Here is a 20620-nt window from a genome sequence, read left to right as displayed (position 1 = left end):
TCTCCTCGCAGTCGTGCGTTTCCACAAGGGAGTGAAGGGCGCTGATGAACACCACCACACACCTCCGCAAGGCCAGCCGTGTCGCGGACGTCCCCGTCGAGCGGAGGTCCTTCCTCGGCATGGTCGCCGCGGGCGCGGCGGTCGTCGGCGTGCCCGCGCTGCTGACCGGCTGCGGGAGCTCGGACGCGCCCCAGGGCGGGGAGGCGGCCGCGGTCAAGCTCGAGGACGCGATCCCGTCGTACATCCCACAGGAGTACGTCGAGCCGGACTTCCCGAGCGTCAACGGCTCCACCCCCGGATTCGCGAGCCTGCCCGACGCGCTGGTGCAGTCGGTGTCCTCGCCGCCCGGCAGCGGCGCCACGTTCGTCGCGATGACGCCGTTGTGGGGGACGATCCCGCCCACCAAGGGCAACAAGTACTACGAGGCGGTCAACGAGGCGCTCGGCTCCACAGTCCAGTTCCAGATCGCCGACGGCAACACCTACGGGGACAAGCTCGCCACCGTGCTCGCCTCGTCCAAGGACGTGCCGGACTGGGTGTGCGTGCCGAACTGGAACCTCCCGCCCCGCTTCGCCTCCGAGATCGTCGGCAATGTCTTCCAGGACCTCACGCCGTTCCTCGCGGGCGACAAGGTCAAGGACTACCCGAACCTCGCGAACATCCCCTCCGACGTGTGGAAGTTCTGCGTGTTCAACGGCCGCCTGTACGGGCTGCCGATGCCCGGCGAGGTGCTCACAGACGCGACCTTCTACCGGCAGGACGTGCTCGAGCAGCTCGGCATCTCCCCGGACGTCAAGAACGGCGAGGACCTCATCGCCCTCGCCCTCGAGCTCACCGACACGGGCTCGGGCCGCTGGGGCGCCGAGGACCTGTGGACCACCGCCGCGATCATCCACGCGGTGCCGCCCAAGTGGCGCCTCGACGGCGACAAGCTCGTGCACCGGATCGAGACCGAGGAGTACCGCGCGGCCCTCGCCTGGAACGCGAAGCTCTTCGCCTCCGGCGCCGTGCACCCCGACGCGATCGCGGGCCAGGAGGGCGACGCGAAGCAGCGGTTCCAGTCCGGCAAGTCGCTCATCATGGCCGACGGCCTGGGGAGCTGGAACGAGGCGCTGCGCGACAACCTCGGCGCCAACCCCACGTTCTGGCAGCAGCCCTTCGCGCCGTTCGCCGGCGATGGCGGCACCCCGGTGCTGTTCAAGGGCAACCCCGCCAACATCTACTCGTTCCTGAAGAAGTCCGACGACGAGGGCCGCATCAAGGAGCTCCTCGCGCTGGCGAACGTGCTCGCGGGGCCCTTCGGCACCACCGAGTTCGACCTGGTCAACTACGGCGTCGAGGGCGTGCACTACACCAAGGACGCCGACGGCCTGCCCGTGCCCACCGACCTGGCGGCCACCGAGGTGCAGCCGACGTACATGTTCCTGGTCGGCGGTCCCATCGCGAACGCCAAGGTGCAGTACCCCGGCTACGTCGAGGCGGCCTCCGCCTGGCAGGCCGACGCCGCCCAGTACCTCACCGACCCGCTGTTCTTCGGCCGGCAGATCGCCGAGCCGCAGCAGTACGCGTCGATCGGGCAGCCGTTCCAGGACCTCGAGAAGGACATCTCGCGCGGCCGCAAGTCCCTGGACGACCTCGAGGACGCCGTGCAGACCTGGAAGTCCTCGGGCGGTGACGAGCTCCGCGCCTTCTACCAGGACATCCTGGACAAGGAGTGACGGTCCCGCTGCTGCATCGCCGGCGCCCTAAGGCGTCGGACGCCGAACGTCCCGACGGCGCGGCTGCCACCGCGCCGTCGGGGCAGCCCCGCCGCCTCAGCAGGCGTGCGCAGATCGCCCGCGACCGCTCGCTGCTGATCATGGTGCTGCCCGCCGTCGTGCTGCTGGCGGTGTTCGCCTACGTGCCGATGTTCGGCAACATCATGGCGTGGTCGTCCTACTCGCCGTACCAGGGCTTCTTCGGGAGCCCGTGGGTCGGCTGGGAGAACTTCGAGCGGGTGTTCAGCAACCCGCTGTTCCTCAACGCGGTGGGCAACACGCTGGCCATCACGGCCTTCCAGCTCGTGTTCTTCTTCCCGGTGCCGGTCTTCCTGGCGCTGTTGCTCAACAGCGTGCTGTCCCCGCGCATCCGCACGACGATCCAGTCGATCGTCTACCTGCCGCACTTCTTCTCGTGGGTGCTGGTGGTGACGCTGTTCCAGCAGATGTTCGGCGGCGCCGGGCTGTTGAGCCAGAACCTGCGCCAGCGCGGGTACGAGGGCTTCGACCTGATGACCAACCCGGACACGTTCCTGGTGCTCATCACCATGCAGTCCGTCTGGAAGGACGCGGGCTGGGGCATCATCATCTTCCTGGCGGCCCTGAGCACCGTCTCGCCGGAGTTGTACGAGGCGGCGGCGGTGGACGGCGCGAATCGGTGGCGGCGGATGTGGCACATCACGCTGCCCGCGCTGCGGCCCGTGGTCATCCTGCTGCTCATCCTGCGCCTGGGTGACTCGCTCACCGTCGGGTTCGAGCAGCTCATCCTGCAGCGCGCCGCGGTGGGGGTGGGCGTCTCAGACGTCATCGACACCTTCGTCTACTACCAGGGCGTGGTGTACGGCGACTGGAGCTTCGCCGCGGCGGCGGGCCTGGTCAAGGGGGTCGTCAGCCTCGCGCTCGTCCTCGGGGCGAACAAGCTGGCGCACGTCTTCGGCGAGTCGGGAGTGTACAAACGCGCATGAGCGGACAGGTCTCACAGCTCACGCCGGGAGCGGCGCCCACGCCCCCCGTCGTGCCCATCGGCTCAGAGCCCTCAGCCCAGCGACGGCCGAGGCGCCCCACGCACCGGCCGGCCTGGGAGGAGCCGCCCTCGAAGGCCGGCGCCGTCTCGAAGTTCGTGATCCTCGCCGTCGTGGTGCTGGCCGTGGTGTTCCCCCTCTACACGGTGGTGCTCACCAGCGTGTCGACGCAGGCGGAGACGATCCGCGCCGGCGGGCTCGTCACCATCCCGGGCGAGATGACCCTCAACGCGTACACGCAGATCCTGTCCGGCGGGGTGGTGACGCGGGCGGCGCTGGTCAGCGTCGGCATCACGGCCGTCGGCACGGTGCTGTCCACGGTGGTGTCGGTGCTCGCGGCATACGGGCTGTCCCGGCCGGGCTCGTTCATGCACCGGCCCATCCTGTTCGTCTTCCTCATCACCATGTTCTTCGGCGCCGGGCTCATCCCGACGTACCTGCTGGTGAGCGGACTCGGGCTGATCAACTCGTACTGGGCGCTGATCCTGCCCGGGGCGGTGTCCGCGTTCAACGTGCTGATCCTGCGCAACTTCTTCATGGGCGTGGAGCCCGCGATCCTCGACGCGGCGCGCATCGACGGCGCGGGGGACTGGCGCATCCTGCGCGCGATCGTGCTCCCCATGTCGAAGGCCGCGATCGCCGTCGTGGCGCTGTTCTACGGGGTCGGCTACTGGAACGCGTTCTTCAACGCGATGCTCTACATCAACGACAACGAGAAGTGGCCCATCCAGATGGTGCTGCGCTCATACGTGCTGCAGGGCGTCTCACTGCCGGGCGGCGGCACCGGCACTGTGGACGTGGCGACGGGCGTCGTCACCGGGCTGCCGGTGCAGATGGCCGTGATGGTGCTGGCCGTGGTGCCGATCCTGCTGGTCTACCCGTTCGTGCAGCGCCACTTCACCAAGGGCGTCATCTTCGGCGCCATCAAGGGTTGAGTTGGCCTTGACCTGCCGGGGCGGGCGCGGTGGTGCCGCGGGCCGTGAGCACGGGCGCGAGCAGCCGGGTCTCGGCGGGCTGCTCGCCCTCGACGCGGGCCATCGCCATCTCCACGGCCACGCGCCCGATGGTGTGGGCGGGGATGTCGACAGCGGTCAGCGGCGTCGGCTGCCCGACGGCGACGTCATGCGGGCAGACCGCCACGACGGAGACGTCCTCGGGCACACGGCGGCCGCGCTCGCGGAGGGTGGCGACCACGGCGGGCAGGGCGACCTCGTTGTGCACCACGACGCCCGTCACACCGGGCATCCTCGCCAGCACGGCGTCGACGGCCTCGACGGCGCCGCTGTGCGAGGACTCGCACGACTGGACGGTGCTGGTCAGCCCGAGCGCTACGGCCTCGAGGGTGAAGCCGCGCAGCATCCGGTCGGCGTAGGAGGTGTGCCGCTCGAGCACGGCGCGCGGGGAGCCGATCAGAGCGACGTCCCGGTGGCCGAGCTCGGCGAGATGCCGCACGGCCACGCGCCCCGCGGCCTCGAAGTCCAGGTCGACGCAGGAGAGGCCTGCGGGCTCCTGGGGCAGCCCGATGAGGACGGCGGGCTGGCGCAGTCCCACGAGCACGGGCACGCGCGGGTCGTCGGCCTCGACGTCCATCATGATCAGGGCGTCCACCATGGAGCCGTCGGCCACGCGTTCGAGGCCTGTGGCGTCGTCCTGCGTCAGCAGCAGCACGTCGTGCTCGAAGGCCCGCGCGCTGGTGACCACGCCGGTGACGAACTGCATGATGACGTTGACGTTGACGTCCGCGCGCAGCGGCGCCATCAGGGCGAGCACCTGGGTGCGGCTCGACGCGAGCGCCCGGGCGCCGGCGTGCGGCCGGTAGCCGAGGTCGCGGATGCTGCGCTCGACCCGCTGGCGGGTGGGCGCGGAGATGGGCCGCTTGCCGGAGAGCACGTAGGACACGGTCGACGTGGAGACGCCGGCCGCTCGTGCCACGTCGTCGATGGTCGCCATGGGGCGCCCCCTTCTGATCTCGCCCTGACGACGAGTCTTGCCCTGACGGCGAGTGGTCGGCCGGGGTCGCTGCGCCCCGGCTGCGGACACTTTAGCGGGGCGTGGGGCGGCGAAGGCAGGCCTCTGGTCCACCTGGGTGAGGTAAGCGGTTCGACGACGAGCGACCACCCATATGCCGTATGGACTCCAGCGAAACGCGCTGGACTCACTCCTGGCCGGGGGCTAGCGTGTTGAACCGCTTCGATGATCTGCCACAGGCGGCGGACACCGGCGACGACGGGGGCAACGTGGACATCACCAGCCAGGGCCAGGCCCCGGGCATGACGCCGGGCACGGCGGCGGCCCAGTCAGGCCTCGGCACGCTCACCAGCGACCTCGGGATCCTGTACGGCGGCGACTACAACCCCGAGCAGTGGCCGGCCGAGGTGTGGCGCGAGGACGTGGCGCTCATGCGCGAGGCCGGGGTCAACCTCGTGACGCTCGGCGTCTTCAGCTGGGCCCGCCTCGAGCCGCGACCGGGCGACTACGACTTCGACTGGCTCGACGAGGTGCTGGGGCTGCTGCACACGGCGGGCATCGCCGTCGACCTCGCCACGCCCACCGCCTCGCCGCCGCCGTGGCTCGGGCTCCGGTGGCCCGAGACCCGCGCGGTGACGAGGGACGGGGTGCGGCTCAGCCACGGCTCGCGCAACCACTTCTGCCCGTCGTCCCCGGTCTACCGCGAGCGCGCGCTTGGCATCGCCCGGGCGCTCGTCGAGCGCTACGGCGCCCATCCGGCCGTGCGCATGTGGCACATCGGCAACGAGTACGGCCAGGTGTGCCACTGCGACCTGTGCGGCGCCGAGCTGCAGGCCTGGCTGTGCCGCCGCCACGGGACCATCGACGAGCTCAACCGGGCCTGGGGCACGTCGTTCTGGAGCCAGCGGTACGACGACTGGGGCGAGATCGTCCCGCCGCGCGCGGCGCCGTACCTGCTGAACCCCAGCCAGGTGCTCGACCACCGCAGGTTCGTCTCCGACCAGCTCCTGGCGTTGTACCTGGAGCAGCGCGACCTGGTGCGGCAGCTCGCGCCCGGAGTCCCCGTCACCACCAACTTCATGGGCTTCCACCACGCCACCGACTACTGGCGCTGGGCGCCCCATGTCGATGTCGTCGCCGACGACGTCTACGGCGACCCGGCGGACGCGCAGTCGCCGGCGATGCTGGCGCTGACCCACGACCTGATGCGCTCGCTGGCCGGCGGGGGCCCGTGGATGGTCATGGAGCAGGCCGCCGGCGCGGTGAACTGGCGCGCCCACAACGTGCCCAAGTCCCCCGCGCGGATGCGGCTGGACTCGCTGCGCGCCATCGCCCGCGGCGCCGACGGCTCCTGCTTCTTCCAGTGGCGGGCCTCGGCCTTCGGCGCCGAGCGGTTCCACTCGGGGATGCTGCCCCACGCCGGGCCCGACACACGCCTGCACCGGGCGGTGCGCGCGCACGGCGCCGAGCTGCGCCTGCTCGCGCCGGTGCTGGGGACGCGGGTCGAGGCCCGGGCGGCCGTCGTGTTCGACTGGTCGAGCTGGTGGGCGGCCGAGGAGCCCGCCCAGCCGTCCGACCGGCTGCGCGTGATGGCCCAGATGCAGTCGTACTACCGGCCGCTGTGGCAGGCGGGCGTCGCCGTCGACGTGGCGCCGCCCGGGGCCGACCTGTCCGGCTACGACCTCGTCGTCGTCCCGCAGCTCTACCTCCTCGACGATGCGGACGCGCAGAACCTGCGGGGCGTCGTCGAGCGCGGCGGCGTGCTGCTGCTCGGGCCGTTCTCCGCTGTCGCGGACCGCGACGGCCACGTCCGCCAGGGGCGGTTCCCCGTGCCCTTCGCCGACCTGATCGGCGCGTCCGGCGAGGAGCACTGCCCGCTGCCGGACTCCGGCGCCCCGGTGGCATCGGACGCCATCTGGGACTTCACCGCGCACATGTGGGCCGAGCGCCTGCGCCTGGAGGGCGGCGAGGCGGTGGCCGAGTTCATGGGCGCCGACCTCGAGGGCTGCCCCGCGATCGTCCGCCGCCCCCACTCGTCGGGCGGTGAGGCCTGGTACGTGGCCGCCACGCCGCCGCAGCAGGTGCTCGACGAGGTCATGCGGCAGTGCGCCGAGGCAGCCGGGGTGCGCGGCGTGCTGGACCACCTGCCCGACGGTGTCGAGGCGGTGCGCCGCGGCCCCGTGATGTTCCTGTTCAACGCGGGCTCCGAGGAGCGCAAGGTCGCGCTCCCGGGCTCCTTCCACGACCTGCTGACCGGCGCCCACCACGCTGGCGCGGCGCATCTCCCACCCGAGGGCGTCGTCGCCTTGATCGAGAGGACCTCATGAAGTTCACCGATGGCTACTGGCAGGTCCTGCCGGGAGTGAGCATCCTGCGGCCGCAGGCGGTCGACGACGTGGTAGCCGGCGCCGACACACTGACGCTGTACGCGGCGACGGGCCCGCTCGCCACGCGAGGCGACACGCTCAATCGCCCGCTCATCACCGTGTCCTTCCACACGCCGATGGACGACGTGGTGGGGGTGACCATCGAGCACTTCCAAGGCGGCGTCGAGCGCGGCCCCGCCTTCGAGCTCGCGACGTCGGTCGCCGACGTCAAGGTCGCCGGGCCGGAGTTGACCGGCGAGCCGGTGGCGACGTTCCGCTCGGGGGCCCTGACCGCCCGGGTCGCGACCGAGGGGGAGTGGACCGTCGACTTCCAGGCCGACGGGCGCACGCTGACCACGTCGACGCCGCGCAGCGTCGGGGTCATCACCGACGCCGAGGGGCGCCACTTCGTCCGCGAGCAGCTCACGCTCGGCGTCGGCGAGCACGTCTACGGGCTGGGCGAGCGGTTCGGCGCGCTGGTCAAGAACGGCCAGACCGTCGACATCTGGAACGCCGACGGCGGCACCGCCTCCGACCAGGCCTACAAGAACGTGCCGTTCTACCTGACCGACGCCGGCTACGGGGTCTTCGTCGACCAGCCCGAGCGGGTCTCATTCGAGGTGGGCACCGAGGTCGTCTCGCGCGCGCAGTTCAGCGTCGAGGGCCAGTCGCTGCGGTACTACGTGATCTACGGGCCCACACCCAAGGACATCCTGCGCAAGCTCACGGCGCTGACGGGCCGCCCGGCCCGGGTCCCCGAGTGGTCCTACGGGTTGTGGCTGTCCACGTCCTTCACCACGAACTACGACGAGGCGACGGTCACCAGCTTCATCGACGGCATGGCCGAGCGGGACCTGCCGCTGTCGGTGTTCCACTTCGACTGCTTCTGGATGCGGCAGTTCCACTGGTGCGACTTCGTGTGGGACCCGGCCACGTTCCCGGACCCGGAGGGCATGCTCGCGCGGCTCAAGGCCAAGGGGCTGAAGATCTGCGTCTGGATCAACCCGTACATCGCGCAGCGCTCGGCGCTGTTCGCGGAGGGGCGCGAGCGCGGGTACCTGGTGAAGAACCCGGACGGCTCGGTGTGGCAGTGGAACCTGTGGCAGGCGGGCATGGCGCTCGTCGACTTCACGAACCCCGAGGCCACGGCCTGGTACCAGGGCAAGCTGCGCGCGCTGCTGGACATGGGCGTCGACGCGTTCAAGACGGACTTCGGCGAGCGCATCCCCACCGACGTCGTCTGGCATGACGGCTCCGACCCGGCCGGGATGCACAACTACTACACGCACCTCTACAACAAGGCGGTCTTCGAGCTGCTCGAGGAGGAGAAGGGCGCCGGCGAGGCGGTGCTGTTCGCCCGCTCGGCCACCGCGGGCGGGCAGCAGTTCCCGGTGCACTGGGGTGGGGACTGCGAGTCGACCTTCGTGTCGATGGCCGAGTCGCTGCGCGGCGGCCTGTCGCTGGCGATGTCGGGCTTCGGGTTCTGGAGCCACGACATCGGCGGCTTCGAGGGAACCCCGGACCCGGCGGTGTTCAAGCGGTGGCTCCCGTTCGGGCTGCTGTCCTCGCACAGCCGGCTGCACGGCTCGGACTCCTACCGGGTGCCGTGGGCCTTCGACGAGGAGGCGGTGGACGTCACCCGCCGGTTCACCCGACTCAAGCTCTCCCTCATGCCGTATCTGGCGCGCATCGGCGCGCAGGCGCATGAGGAGGGCGTGCCGGTGATGCGCCCGATGGCGCTCGAGTTCCCCGAGGACCGCGGCACTGCGGCGATCGACACGCAGTACATGTTGGGCGACGCGCTGCTGGTCGCCCCCGTGTTCAACGCCGAGGGCGACGTGGAGTTCTACGTGCCGGAGGGCGTCTGGACCGACCTGCTCACGGGGGAGCGGGTCGTGGGCCCGCGCTGGGTCCGCCAGCGGCACGGCTTCGACTCGTTGCCGTTGCTGGTCCGCCCGGGCACGGTGCTGCCGGTCGGCGCGCGGGACGACCGCCCGGACTACGAGTACGCCGACGGCGTGACGCTGCACCTGTTCGAGGTGGAGGACGGACACCGCTCGACCACCTGGGTTCCGGGGCTCGGCGGCGCGGGCGGGTCTCGGTACACCGTGACGCGCGACGGCGACCGGGTGCGCGTCGAGGTCGTCGGCACAGGCCTGCCATGGTCCGTGCAGGTCGTGGGCGGCCCACGCGGCGAGGCGCCCGCTGGGGTCGGGGTGGTCGAGCTGAGCCTGTGAGGCCAGGGCGCCGACGGGGTCTGCGCGGAGCGATGGAAACGCTCCCGCAGACCCTCGCGGTCACGCTCCCACTGTTGTATCGTAACGATTCGATCGGTAGCCTGGCCTGCCGGTTGAGAGGCGCCAGCGACGGCGCCGGACGCCCCTCCACAAAGGATCGACGATGACCACCTCGCGCCCGTCCGGTCGGCAGTTCCCCGCCGACTTCCTCTGGGGCTCCGCCACCGCCTCCTACCAGATCGAGGGGGCCACCACCGAAGACGGCCGCGGCCCGTCGATCTGGGACACCTTCTCCGCGACGCCCGGCAAGGTGCTCAACGGCGACACCGGCGACGTGGCCGTGGGCCACTACCACCGCACCGTCGAGGACGTCGCGCTGATGAAGGCGCACGGGCTCGACGCCTACCGGTTCTCCGTCGCGTGGCCGCGCATCCAGCCCACCGGCTCCGGCGCCGTGAACCAGAAGGGCCTCGACTTCTACTCGCGGCTCGTCGACCAGCTCGTCGAGGCCGGCATCGACCCCGTCGTCACGCTGTACCACTGGGACCTGCCGCAGGCCCTCGAGGACGCCGGCGGCTGGCCCGCCCGCGACACCGCCCACCGGTTCGCCGACTACGCGGCAGTGGTCGCGGGCGCGCTGGGCGACCGCGTGAAGATCTGGACCACCCTCAACGAGCCGTGGTGCTCCGCCTACCTGGGCTACGCCTCGGGCGTGCACGCGCCCGGCCGGGAGAACCACGCCGACTCCCTCGCCGCCGTGCACCACCTCAACCTGGCCCACGGCCTGGGCGGGCGCGCGGTCCGCGAGATCGTCGGCGCCGACGCGCAGATCTCCATCACGCTCAACCTGCACGTCACCCGCGCCGCCAGCACCGCCCCCGAGGACATCGACGCCAAGCGGCGCATCGACGGCCTGGCCAACGGCGTGTTCCTCGGCCCGCTGCTCGACGGCGCCTACCCGGCCGACGTGCTCGAGGACACCGCGTCGGTCACCGACTGGTCCTTCGTGCAGGACGGCGACCTGGAGATCATCAACAGCGGGGTCGACGTGCTCGGCGTCAATTACTACTCGACCGGAATGGTCCGCAAGTCCGACGCCCCGCGGGTGCCGGGCGACGGCAGCCCCGGCCCGGATGGCCACAAGTCCTCGCCGCTGAGCCCGTGGCCCGCCACGGACGACATCGAGTGGATGGCCATGCCCGGCCCGCACACCTCGATGGGCTGGAACATCGACCCCGACGGCCTCACCGAGCTGCTGCTCGACCTGCACGAGGCCTACCCGGGCCTGCCGCTCGCCATCACCGAGAACGGCGCCGCCTTCGACGACGAGCTCTCCGCGGACGGGCGCGTGCACGACGAGCGGCGCGTCAGCTACCTGCACGACCACATCGACGCCGTCGGCGCGGCCATGGACAAGGGCGTCGACGTGCGCGGCTACTTCGTGTGGTCGCTGCTCGACAACTTCGAGTGGGCCTACGGGTACGACCGCCGGTTCGGCATCGTGCGCGTCGACTACGACACCCTCGTGCGGACCCGCAAGGACTCCTCGTACTGGTACGGCGAGCTCGTCCGCACGGGCAAGATCCCGACGGTGGAGTCGGCCCCCACCATGGGCTGACCCCGGCGACCCGGCCGCCCGCACCTGTCACGCCGACAGGGCGGGCGGCCGTTCGCATACCCGGGACTGAGAGAGGATGGAGCCGTGCCCAGCGGACGTCGATCGACCAAACGGCCCTACGGGACCGAGCACGTCCCGCTCGACCCCGACCGCCTGCGCGGCGGCCGCCGCACCGAGGCCGGGGCGGACGGGGAGTGGACGGTGCAGGACGTGCGCGGCTCCGACCGGCCCTACCGCTGCCCCGGCTGCGACCAGCTCATCGCGCCCGGCACCGCCCACGTCGTCGCGTGGGCGGCCGACGGGATGTTCGGGGCCGAGGCCGCCCTCGACGACCGCCGGCACTGGCACAACGCGTGCTGGGCCGCCCGAGGTCGGCGGCGTCCCCGCCGCTGAGCCACCCGCCTGACTATGGGTCCCCGGTCCGGCCGCGCCGCGACGGCTAGGGTCGGCCAGATGCACCCCCGCGTCCCCCGCCTCATCGCCACCGACCTCGACGGCACCCTGCTGCGGTCGGACGGCGCCCTCTCGGCCCGCACCCGCGACGCGTTGCGCGCCGTCGAGGAGGCCGGGATCGGCGTCGTCTTCGTCACCGCGCGTCCGCCGCGCTGGGTGGACGAGCTGCGCGCCGCCGTGGGCGGGCACGGGGCCGCGATCTGCGCCAACGGCTCGGCCGTCTACGACGTGCACGAGCGCAGCGTGCTGCTGGACCGCGGCATGGCGCCCGAGCTGGTCGCCGAGCTCGTCGACGACCTGCGGCGGGCCGTCGCCGGGGCGTCATTCGCCGTCGAGAGCATCCACGGCCTCGCCGCCGAGCCCGGTTTCGGCGCCGACGCTGCGCCGCCGTGGGACGCCGCGCACACCGTCGACGTGACCCACGCCCTCGCCGGCTCGACGCTCAAGCTGCTCATGCGCTCCACCGCGCTCGGGCCCGTCGAGCTGCTCGAGCACGTCCACGCGGCACTGGCGGAACGCGCGATAGTCGCCGACTCGGGCGCCCAGGGCCTCGCGGAGATCACCGGCCCCGGTGTCACGAAGGCGTCGACCCTCGCGCACTGGGCCGCCGGCCACGGCATCGAGGCGGCCGACGTCTGGGCGTTCGGCGACGCGCCCAACGACCTGCCGATGCTCGCCTGGGCGGGGGAGTCCTTCGCCGTGGCCAACGCCTACCCGGCGGTGCGCGCCGCGGCGTCGCGCGTCTGCGCCTCGAACGATGACGACGGAGTCGCCCGGCAGCTCGAGGCCGCACTCGAAGGCCTCGCCCGCCGCGGATAGGCTCGTCGACGCTGCCCATCACCTGGTCCGGCCGCGCCATCAGCGCCGAGCCCGACGCCGAGCTCGGCTCCGAGCCCGGCCCAGCGTCCGACACGGAGGAGACCGCATGACCGCCACCCCAGGCGACGCGCCCATCCCCGCGCTCGCGGTCCGCGAGCTGCGCGGCGGCACAGCCGGCTCCACGCCGCTGGTGCTGCTGCACGGCTTCCCGGTGGACTCGCGCATGTGGGAGTCCACCGTGGCCCAGCTCCCGGTCGACCGGACTGTGCTGGGCGTCGACCTCCCGGGCCTCGGCGGCTCCGCGGACGTCGACCTGCCCGCCCCGCCCGGGCTCGAGGCAGCCGCCGACGCCGTCGCGCAGGCCCTCGCCGCTCGTGGCGTCGAGCGCGCCGTCGTGGCCGGCCTGTCGATGGGCGGCTATGTCGCCCTAGCGCTGCTCGAGCGCCACCCCGACCTGATCGCCGGGCTCGGGCTCCTCGACACCAAGGCCACAGCCGACGACGACGACGCGCGGCTGAACCGGCTCCGGATCGCCGACGCCGTGGAGGAGACCGGCTCAGTCGCCGAGGTGCTGCCGATGGGGACGGCGCTGCTCGGCGAGTCGACACGGGCCGCCCGCCCGACGCTCGCCGCGACCCTGACCGCGTGGATCGAGGACCAGCAGCCGGCTGGCGTCGCCTGGTCGCAGCGCGCCATGGCCGCCCGGCCGGACCGCGGCCACCTGCTGCGCGAGTTCCACGGGCCGGCGTTGGTGCTGGTCGGCGACGAGGACCAAGTCACCCCCGCGGCGGTCGCCGAGGCGATGGCCGAGGCGCTGCCCGCGGGTCAGCTCGTCGTGGTGGTGCGCAGCGGGCACATGACAGCCGTCGAGGACCCTGCCGCTGTCGCGGCCGCCCTGGGCGACCTGGCCCAGCGCGTGGACACGGTCAACGACTGAGCGGGCGGCCTCTGCCGGACGCCCGGGCTGACGCTCAGCGTCCCGGGTCGTCGCCCAACGCGCGGGCCAGGGCGATCGGCAGGTCGAGCGACTCGCCGTCCTTGCCGCCCGCGCCGATCACCAGCGGCGGGTCGCGCGGGGGCACCGACGCGCCGCGCAGCGCCGCCTGCAGCGACGCCGGGACGCTCAGCACGTAGAACTCGCCGTCGACGCCCACAGCGACGCTCTCATCCCGGCGCAGGTACCACCCGCGCAGGTGGGTGCGGTACCGATGGCGCCCGTCGTAGCTGCGGGCGCGCAGCGGCGTCGGCTCGACGCCGCGTTCGCGCGCCTCGCGCACGAACGCGGCGATCAGCGTGCGGGCCCGGTCGGACTCGGCGACCCGTCGCCGCTCCAGCGCCTCGGCGTGCACTGCGGCAGCCTCACTGCGCTGCTCGCGCCAGCTCGCCGCGTCAGGGGTGCTCATCCGGGTCCTCCTCGCCGTGCCGGGATCAGCCGTCCGAGGGCTTCGCGGCGTCCGACGCCTTGCCGCTCTCCGCCGGCCTGCTGCTCTCTACAGGCTTGCCGCTCTCGGCCGGCTTGCTGCTCTCTGCCGGCGCCGCGCCCTGGGCGGACTTGGCGCCATCAGTCTTCGCGCTGTCAGCAGGCTTGGAGTCGACAGCAGGCTTGGAGTCGACAGCAGGCTTGGCGCTGTCAGCAGGCTTCGCGCCGTCGGACGGCTTGTCGGCCGCCCTCGGGGAGCCGTTGTCCGAGGCCTTGCCCGCCGGCTTCGCGTCGCGGGCGACTGCGGGCTGGGACGCCGTCGAGGCCGCCGAGACGGGCGCCGGACGCACCTTGCCGACGGGGCGCACGGACCGCAGCGTCCCCGTGGACGCGGGCGGGGTGGGCTGCTCGGTGCGCGTCGCGGCGGGGCGGTCGCCCTGCTGCGCGGCGAACTGCGCCTCGGCCTTCTCCGCCTGCTCCAGGGTCTGGCGGGTGGGGACGGGGTCGTTCCCCAGCAGGTTCCGCAGCTCGTCCAGGTAGGACGTGATCGACTCGCGCTGGCGGTTGAGGTCCTCCACCTGGCGCTGGGCGGACGTGCGCTCGCGCTCGGCCTCCGTCATCGCCTCGGAGAGCTGCTTCTCGGCGTGCTCACGGGCCTCGGCGACCACGCGGTCCGCGTTGCGGCGCGCGTTGCTGAGCAGCTCCTTCGCGTGGGCCTCGGAGTCGGTGCGGACCTTCTCGGCCTGCTCGAGGGCCTTCGCCACGCGCTGCTCGGCCTCGCTGGCGTGTGCCTCCGCGTCGCCGACCAGGCGCTCGGTCTCCCGGCGCGCGGCCTCGTGCCGCTCGGCGTCGGCGCGCTCGGCGGCCTCGCGGCGTGCCGCGATGGACAGCTCGGCGTCCGTCAGCGCCTCCTCCGTCTGCCGGACCAGGGCGTCGGCGCTGGCCTTGGCCGACGCCGTCATCTCGGCGACGGTGCGGTGCGTCTCGGTGAGCTGGCGCTCGACCTCGAGGCGCGTGCTCTCGCGCAGCTCGGCGGTCTCCCGCTCGGCCTGCTCGCGCAGCTCGGCGACCTCGCGCTGGGTGGTGTCGCGCAGCTCCGCGGTCTCCCGCTCGGCGGCGGCGCGCAGGTGCTGCGTCTCGTGCTCGGCGCGCTCGCGCAGCTCGGCGGTCTCCCGCTCGGCCTGGGCGCGGACCTCCACCGAGTAGTGCTCGGCCTCGAGGCGCATCGAGGTGATGGACTGCTCGGCCTCGGAGCGGGCCGCTGCGACCTCGTCCGCGGTGGCGGCGCGCAGCTCGCCGGTCTCGCGCTCGGCGCTGGCCCGCACGAAGCCGGCGTACTGCTCGGCCTCGGCGCGGAGTGCGGTGACCTCGGCGGCGACCCGCTGCTCCAGGGCGGCGGACTCGCGCTCGGCCTTGGATCGGACGTTGTCGGCGTACTCATGCGCCTCGGCGCGCAACGACGTGACCTCGGCGGCGATGGCCTGGCGGGCCTCGGCGACCTCGGTGGCGGCGACGGAGCGCTGCATGGCAGCGAACCGCTCGGCGTCGGCGCGCATCGTGGCCAGCTCGGCGTCCACACGCTGGCGCAGCGCCGTGGTGTCGGCCTCGGCGCTCTGCCGCAGGTCTTGGGCGTACCGCTCGGCCTCGGCGCGCTCGGCGCTCGTCTCGGCCTCGGTGCGGGTGCGCAGCTCGGTGGCGGCGCGCTCAGTGGAGATGCGCAGCTCGGTGGCCTCGCGCTCGACGGTGGCCCGCAACGTCCCGAGCTCGCGCTCGAGGCTGCTGCGCCGCTCGCTCTCCTCGGTGGTGATCGCGCTCTGGATGCGCGCGGCCTCGCGCTCGGCGGATCCGACGAGCTCCTCGGCGCGGCGCTGCGCGGCGGCGAGTGCGCTCTCGGCCTCGGTGTGGGCCGTGCTGCGGACCTCCTCCGCCTCCCGGCGGGCCGTCGCGAGCAGCTCGGCGACCTCGTTCTCCGCACGCGCGCGCAGCTGGCCCGCGGCGAGCTTGGCCCGTGCCAGGGCGTCGGAGGCCTGCGCGTTGGCCTGCTGGACCACGTCGGAGGACTGCTCCTCCGCCGAGCGCAGCAGGTGCTCGATGCGCGAGCCCAACCCGGAGTAGGTGGGCCGCTCCGCCTCGCGCAGCTGGCGGTGCGCCTCGGAGAGCTCCCCGGCGACCTGCATCGTGCGGGAGTCCAGTGACTCCACCTGCGCTCGCGCGTCCGCCAGCGCCTTCTCCAATGCCTCAATCCGGGCATCCACCGGGGCGCGTTCGTAGCCGCGGAAGTTGACGACGGGGAAGGGCGAACGGTCCTCTGCCACGGGGGATCCTCCTGGGCGCTCGAGCGCCGGGTCCGGGACGGCCTCGATCAAGGCTCGGCACGGTCGGCCGGTAGTCCGGCGCCAGGATACTGGCCGGTTCGGGGGGAGTCCTCCACATGGCGATGGCGGCGAGCCGGTTCCGGGGATGACGGGTTCGTCCGGTCGCACTCAGTGCCCTCGTCTACCCTGGCGGTCGACGTTCGGGAGGATCCTGCGTGCTCCATCGACTTACTGCCGCCATTCTCAGCGCCCTCGGCCTGCTCGTCATCGGCCTCGGCGTCGCGTCCGCGACGGTGTGGCGCGGCGACGATGTGCTCGTGGCCTCGGCCACCGCCCCAGAGGGCGCCGCACTGCTCGTCGCCGACCCCGGCGTGCTCGACCTGGCCGGCGATCCCGTCACCGTGACCGTCGAGGCCGCGGGTGACACGCCTGTGGTCATCGCCGTCGGCCGCGACACCGATGTGACCGGCTGGGTGGGGGAGGACGCGCACCTGCGCGTGACGGGCCTGTCCAGTTGGGACCAGCTCCGCACCGAGGCCGTCGCGGCCACCACCCCCGCCGATGACGCCACTGACGAACCGGCCACTGACGAGGGCGCTGCGACTGACGAGGGCGCTGCGACTGACGAGGGCGCTGCGACTGAGGACGGCACGGCCACCGACGGCACTGCCACGGATGATGCCGCCGCCGACGAGGCCGCGACGGCCGCCGACCCGCGTGGCTCCGACCTGTGGGTGGCGGAGGCGACCGGCAACGGCGCCGCCACCCTCACTTGGGAGGACCAGCCCGGGCGGTGGAGCCTGATCGTGGCGAGCGTCGGCTCCGAGGCGCCGACTCTGACGATGTCGTGGCCGCGCGCGGTGTCCACGCCGTGGCTCGTGCCGGCGCTGGTCGTCGGCGGCATCCTCCTGGTCGCGGGCCTCGTGCTCGGCGTGCGGCAGTGGCGGCGGGCCCGTCGCGGCCCCGTCGAGCCCGAGTGGCACGCAGTGCTGACCGGCGCCATCCCCGCCGTCACCGGCACCGTGGGGTCGCGGGGGGCGTCCGCCGAGGGCCTCACCCGCCGTCAGCTGCGCGAGCTCCGCGCCGCCGGCGTCGCCACGCTGCCCAGCCACCAGGGCGCCGGTCCCGCCCCCGACGCCGAGTCCGCGGACGCCGTCCATGCGGGCGCATCGGCATCCCACCACTCGTCGATATCGAGCCCGGCGTCTCCCAGCCCTCTGGCTGGGGCGTCCGCCGGAGCTGCCGCGTCTGCCGCCACGACGCCCTCCTGGCTCTCCGCAGGCCGTCGCGGGGCGGAGGGCGCCGACCCGACGCCAGCCGGCGCGGGCCCGCACGCCCAGCACCCGGCGCCGTCCCCGGCAGCACCCGCACCCGCAGACCGGTCATACGCAGACCGGTCACACGCGGCCCCCTCACCTACGGCCTCGTTGCCTGCCGCCTCGACGGCCGCAGCGCCGCCGCCCGCTCCGCCGAGCGACCCGCCCGCATCGCGCAGGCCGTCATGGCTGCTGGGCCGACCGGCAGACGAGGCGCCCGCCGCGGCGTCCGTGCCGCCGCCGGCCCATGTGAGCGGCGCTCCGGCTCCCACCCCGTGGACCGCGGAGCCCGGCGGTAGCGCGTCGAGCCCGTCCGCCCCGGACGGCACGCCGGCCGACTCCCGCCGTCGGCGCGAGATGCCGACGCTCGGCAGCCGCTGGGTCTCCCGGGGCGCCAGGCCCGCTACGCCGCCACCCTCGGAGCCCGAGCAGTCCGGCGACCCCGGCCGCCTGCCGTCCCGTGCCGAGCTCCGCCGGCCGGGCGGTGACTCGCGCCGGGCAGCCGAGCCGCGTGGCGTGTCCGCCGGGCCCACGTGGGGCGCCATGCCGTCGGCGGGCAGGGGACCTGACGCCGTCGGCCCCACGCCCCCGTCGGACAATGCCTCGCAGGCGCCCGCCGCCCAGCCCAGCTGGCCCCATGTCGGCGACCCCGAGGCCGTCACGGCCCGCGGTGACGCCTGGCGTCGCGCCTGGGGCATCCCCGGGGGCACGGCCCCCGCCGACGACGAGCCGGGCCGCGACCCGGAGGAGAGTGAGCACAGATGACCTCCCGGATCCGCCGCGCACGGGCCGGCGCCGTGGTCCTCGCGGGCTGCCTCGCCCTGGGGGCGTGCGCGAGCCCGCTGCCACAACCGACGCCGGAGGCGGCCCAGGCCGTGGCCCCTCCTGTGCTGACCGCCGCTCAGTCGGAGAACGTCCTCACCCGCCTGGGCGAGGTCTTGGCCGAGGCGGACGCCGCGCTCGACCCGGCGCTGCTCGCCGAGCGCGTCACGGGACCGGCGCTGGCCACCCGCACCGCCGAGTACGTCCGGGCGACGGCGACGGCGGGCGCCAAGGTCCCGACGGTCTTGCCCGTCGCCGCCCAGTCGAGCATCGTGCCGGACACGACCACGTGGCCGCGCACACAGCTCGTCGTCACGGAGCAGCCCGAGGACCTGCAGGCGCCGCGCATCCTGGTCCTGCAGCAGGCGTCGCCCCGCGATCCCTACAAGCTGTGGGGCTGGGCGCGACTCGGCGGCGGTGTGCAGATGCCGCCGACGGCCGACATCGAGATCGGCAGCATCCCAGTCGCGCTCGACGACGAGAGCCTCGTCGTGAAGCCCGCCGACGTGGTCGCGCAGTATGTCGACGTCCTGACGAACGGCGACGCGTCGCCGCACGCCGCGAGCTTCGCCGCCGACTTCTTCCGCACGACGATCGAGGGTCGGCGCGCGGAGTCGCAGGCGAGCGTGGAGGCTGTCGGCTCGGCCACGGAGACGTACACGCCCGTTGGCGATGTCATCGCGCTGTCCACCGCGGACGGCGGAGCCCTCGTCGTGGCCGAGATGAGCACGGTGACCACCCTGGCGATCACCCGCGGGAGCCTCACCCTCACCGACCCGTTCGAGGTGGCGTTGGCCGGGAAGGCCAGCGTCGGGAACAATCTGTCCAGGACGTGGACCGACGTCATCGTCTTCTACGTGCCGCCCACAGGCTCGGTGACGCCCCAGGTCCAGGTGCTAGCCGCCGAGCACTCCCTCACCGCCGTCACCGGCGAGTGAGCCAGACGTCCACGCAGGAGAACTGACGATGAGCCAGCCGCCGAGCCAGCAGCCGCCCCTCGATGTCCGGGGCGCGATCGACCTCTCGAGCCTCGCGCGACCCTCCACGCCGCCGCCGGGGTCGCCCGGCGGCCCGCCCGCGGCGGGCGCGTACACGGTGGACGTCGACGAGGCCGGGTTCCCGGCGCTCGTCCAGTCGTCGACGCAGTACCCCGTGGTCGTCCTGCTCTGGGCGGCGTGGAGCGAGGTGAGCACGGCGCTGGCCCGCGACCTGGGGGCACTCGCCGCGGAGTACGCCGGCAGGTTCCTGTTGGCCCGCATCGACGTGGAGGCCAGCCCGCAGGTCGCGCAGGCCTTCCAGGTGCAGTCGGTGCCCACGGTCGTCGCGGTGCTCGCGGGCCAGCCGCTCCCGCTGTTCCAAGGAGCGCAGCCCATCGAGCAGGTGCGCGCGGTGCTCGAGCAGGTGCTCGCGGCCGCCGCCGCGAACGGGATCACGGGCTCCGCCCCGACGTCCGAGCAGGCTCCGGCCGATGCCCCCGCCGACGAGGAGGAGCCGCCGCTGCCCCCGCTGCACCAGGCGGCCTTCGACGCGATCGAGCGCGACGACCTCGCCGCCGCCCAAGAGGCGTACACCCAGGCGCTCCAGGAGAACCCGCGCGACGACATGGCCCGGGCGGGGCTCGCCCAGGTCGGCCTGCTCGAGCGGACGCGCGACGCCGACCTGGCAGGCGCCCGCGCCGCCGCTGCCGCCCGGCAGTCCGACGTCGAGGCGCAGCTGTTGGTCGCCGACCTGGATGTGCTGGGCGGAAAGGTCGAGGACGCGTTCGCGCGCCTGATCGATGTCGTCCGGGCCACCGCGGGCGAGGAGCGCGAGGCTGTGCGACAGCGGCTCATCGACTTGTTCGAGGTCGTCGGCGGCGACGACCCCCGGGTGGTGGCCGCGCGGCGAGCGCTGGCGAACGCGTTGTACTGACCTCATGGCCCGGTGCGGGCGGTGAGGGGGAGGGGCCGGTGTCCGCGATCAGCGCGCAGACGCCGGCCCTTCGCCATTCCCCCAGGCCAGCGCCCGACCCGGTGTCGTGACCCAGATCACGGCTTGCTCGCTTGACGCTCAGCGCGACCCACTCGTAATGTTCTGGATGTCGCCCGGCAGGGAGGAACGGACACGAGGAGAGATCCTCGGAGGCCGGTCCCGCGGAGCGGCCATCCAGGTGTCATCGAGATCGCGACCATGTCGTGGTCTCGCAACGATGCCCGGTCAGAGACGCAGTCTCACCCCGAGGATCAGCCGGAAACGGCGGGTTTGACGGAGGGAAGCGCCTCGGCTAAGTTTGAACGGTTGCCTCCGAGCGAGCAGCGGACACCGAGGGAAGAACCTCGGCGGCCGATCGCCGGAGCAGCCACCCACACACCACGATCGCAGCGGTCTTGCCGCTGTGAGAGCGTTGCGCTGGGAACGGAGGAGCTCCTCCACAGTTCGGTCGCTCGAATGAGGGACTTGACTGAGGGAAGTGACTCGGGTAGGTTAGAACGGTTGCCTCCGGGCAGGTTGCGAGACCTGCAGGATGC

The 20620-nt window shown here is 73.1% G+C and carries 15 protein-coding genes; 12 read left to right on the top strand and 3 right to left on the bottom strand.

The genetic code is table 11. The annotated features are described in order from the left end of the window. The first annotated feature begins 44 nt into the window (after positions 1-44). Genes QUV83_RS16360 through QUV83_RS16350 form a run of 3 tightly spaced genes read left to right on the top strand, consistent with a single transcriptional unit; the run spans position 45 to position 3714 of the window. A complete protein-coding gene (locus QUV83_RS16360) occupies positions 45-1718 on the top strand; it encodes an extracellular solute-binding protein (RefSeq protein ID WP_289565993.1) in 1674 nt (557 codons plus the stop codon). Then, the gene (locus tag QUV83_RS16355) at positions 1715-2722 is read left to right on the top strand and encodes an ABC transporter permease (RefSeq protein ID WP_289565992.1); all 1008 of its coding nucleotides are present in this window, start codon (positions 1715-1717) and stop codon (positions 2720-2722) included. The genes QUV83_RS16360 and QUV83_RS16355 overlap by 4 nt, the downstream gene beginning before the upstream one ends. Continuing rightward, positions 2719-3714: a carbohydrate ABC transporter permease gene (locus QUV83_RS16350; protein WP_289565991.1), complete on the top strand. Its 996-nt coding sequence runs from the start codon at positions 2719-2721 to the stop codon at positions 3712-3714. The genes QUV83_RS16355 and QUV83_RS16350 overlap by 4 nt, the downstream gene beginning before the upstream one ends. On the opposite strand, the gene QUV83_RS16345 is transcribed toward QUV83_RS16350, so the two are convergent. Next, positions 3704-4729 carry a LacI family DNA-binding transcriptional regulator gene (locus QUV83_RS16345; RefSeq protein WP_289565990.1) on the bottom strand — a complete coding sequence of 342 codons (1026 nt, stop codon included), beginning with the start codon at positions 4727-4729 and terminating at the stop codon, positions 3704-3706. The two genes, QUV83_RS16350 and QUV83_RS16345, sit on opposite strands and share 11 nt — an antisense overlap. Positions 4730-4959: 230 nt before the next feature. On the opposite strand from QUV83_RS16345, the gene QUV83_RS16340 reads away from it, so the two are divergent. The 6 genes from QUV83_RS16340 (at position 4960) to QUV83_RS16315 (ending at position 13177) form a co-directional block, all read left to right on the top strand. Continuing rightward, positions 4960-7074 carry a beta-galactosidase gene (locus QUV83_RS16340; RefSeq protein WP_354003956.1) on the top strand — a complete coding sequence of 705 codons (2115 nt, stop codon included), beginning with the start codon at positions 4960-4962 and terminating at the stop codon, positions 7072-7074. Then, positions 7071-9350: an alpha-xylosidase gene (yicI, locus tag QUV83_RS16335; RefSeq protein WP_289565989.1), complete on the top strand. Its 2280-nt coding sequence runs from the start codon at positions 7071-7073 to the stop codon at positions 9348-9350. The genes QUV83_RS16340 and yicI overlap by 4 nt, the downstream gene beginning before the upstream one ends. A 163-nt stretch (positions 9351-9513) precedes the next feature. Further along, entirely contained in the window at positions 9514-10968 is a 1455-nt protein-coding gene (locus QUV83_RS16330) for a glycoside hydrolase family 1 protein (RefSeq protein WP_289565988.1), read from the top strand. 84 nt (positions 10969-11052) lie between these two features. Next, positions 11053-11361 carry a hypothetical protein gene (locus tag QUV83_RS16325; protein ID WP_289565987.1) on the top strand — a complete coding sequence of 103 codons (309 nt, stop codon included), beginning with the start codon at positions 11053-11055 and terminating at the stop codon, positions 11359-11361. Positions 11362-11421: 60 nt separating this feature from the next. Then, positions 11422-12240 (top strand): HAD family hydrolase, encoded by an 819-nt coding sequence (locus QUV83_RS16320; protein WP_289565986.1) that lies wholly within the window; start codon positions 11422-11424, stop codon positions 12238-12240. Between the two features lie 106 nt (positions 12241-12346). Beyond that, entirely contained in the window at positions 12347-13177 is an 831-nt protein-coding gene (locus tag QUV83_RS16315; RefSeq protein ID WP_289565985.1) for an alpha/beta fold hydrolase, read from the top strand. A 34-nt stretch (positions 13178-13211) separates the two neighbouring features. On the opposite strand, the gene QUV83_RS16310 is transcribed toward QUV83_RS16315, so the two are convergent. Continuing rightward, positions 13212-13643 (bottom strand): hypothetical protein, encoded by a 432-nt coding sequence (locus tag QUV83_RS16310; protein ID WP_289565984.1) that lies wholly within the window; start codon positions 13641-13643, stop codon positions 13212-13214. Between the two features lie 25 nt (positions 13644-13668). Then, entirely contained in the window at positions 13669-15975 is a 2307-nt protein-coding gene (locus QUV83_RS16305) for a hypothetical protein (RefSeq protein ID WP_289565983.1), read from the bottom strand. Between the two features lie 215 nt (positions 15976-16190). Here QUV83_RS16305 and QUV83_RS16300 point away from each other — a divergent pair, with 215 nt between their 5' ends. Genes QUV83_RS16300 through QUV83_RS16290 form a run of 3 tightly spaced genes read left to right on the top strand, consistent with a single transcriptional unit; the run spans position 16191 to position 20024 of the window. Beyond that, on the top strand, positions 16191-18056 hold the full coding sequence (locus QUV83_RS16300; RefSeq protein WP_289565982.1) for a hypothetical protein: 1866 nt from the start codon (positions 16191-16193) through the stop codon (positions 18054-18056). Then, positions 18053-19051 (top strand): hypothetical protein, encoded by a 999-nt coding sequence (locus tag QUV83_RS16295; protein ID WP_289565981.1) that lies wholly within the window; start codon positions 18053-18055, stop codon positions 19049-19051. The genes QUV83_RS16300 and QUV83_RS16295 overlap by 4 nt, the downstream gene beginning before the upstream one ends. A 28-nt stretch (positions 19052-19079) precedes the next feature. Further along, positions 19080-20024, top strand: a complete 945-nt coding sequence (locus tag QUV83_RS16290) for a tetratricopeptide repeat protein (RefSeq protein ID WP_289565980.1) — start codon at positions 19080-19082, stop codon at positions 20022-20024. The last annotated feature ends 596 nt before the right edge of the window (positions 20025-20620 follow it).

This window comes from Cellulomonas cellasea (assembly GCF_030372105.1).
GTDB lineage: Bacteria > Actinomycetota > Actinomycetes > Actinomycetales > Cellulomonadaceae > Cellulomonas_A > Cellulomonas_A cellasea_A.
The sequence above is the reverse complement of the archived record's forward strand: the minus strand, read 5'-3'. Positions and strand labels throughout refer to the sequence as shown.

Bases quoted from the DNA above. Each gene is read 5' to 3' on its own strand.
- QUV83_RS16360 (WP_289565993.1), top strand. From the start codon at position 45: ATGAACACCACCACACACCTCCGCAAGGCCAGCCGTGTCGCGGACGTC.
- QUV83_RS16350 (WP_289565991.1), top strand. From the start codon at position 2,719: ATGAGCGGACAGGTCTCACAGCTCACGCCGGGAGCGGCGCCCACGCCC.
- QUV83_RS16345 (WP_289565990.1), bottom strand. From the start codon at position 4,729: ATGGCGACCATCGACGACGTGGCACGAGCGGCCGGCGTCTCCACGTCG.
- yicI (WP_289565989.1), top strand. From the start codon at position 7,071: ATGAAGTTCACCGATGGCTACTGGCAGGTCCTGCCGGGAGTGAGCATC.
- QUV83_RS16330 (WP_289565988.1), top strand. From the start codon at position 9,514: ATGACCACCTCGCGCCCGTCCGGTCGGCAGTTCCCCGCCGACTTCCTC.
- QUV83_RS16320 (WP_289565986.1), top strand. From the start codon at position 11,422: ATGCACCCCCGCGTCCCCCGCCTCATCGCCACCGACCTCGACGGCACC.
- QUV83_RS16315 (WP_289565985.1), top strand. From the start codon at position 12,347: ATGACCGCCACCCCAGGCGACGCGCCCATCCCCGCGCTCGCGGTCCGC.
- QUV83_RS16310 (WP_289565984.1), bottom strand. From the start codon at position 13,643: ATGAGCACCCCTGACGCGGCGAGCTGGCGCGAGCAGCGCAGTGAGGCT.
- QUV83_RS16295 (WP_289565981.1), top strand. From the start codon at position 18,053: ATGACCTCCCGGATCCGCCGCGCACGGGCCGGCGCCGTGGTCCTCGCG.
- QUV83_RS16290 (WP_289565980.1), top strand. From the start codon at position 19,080: ATGAGCCAGCCGCCGAGCCAGCAGCCGCCCCTCGATGTCCGGGGCGCG.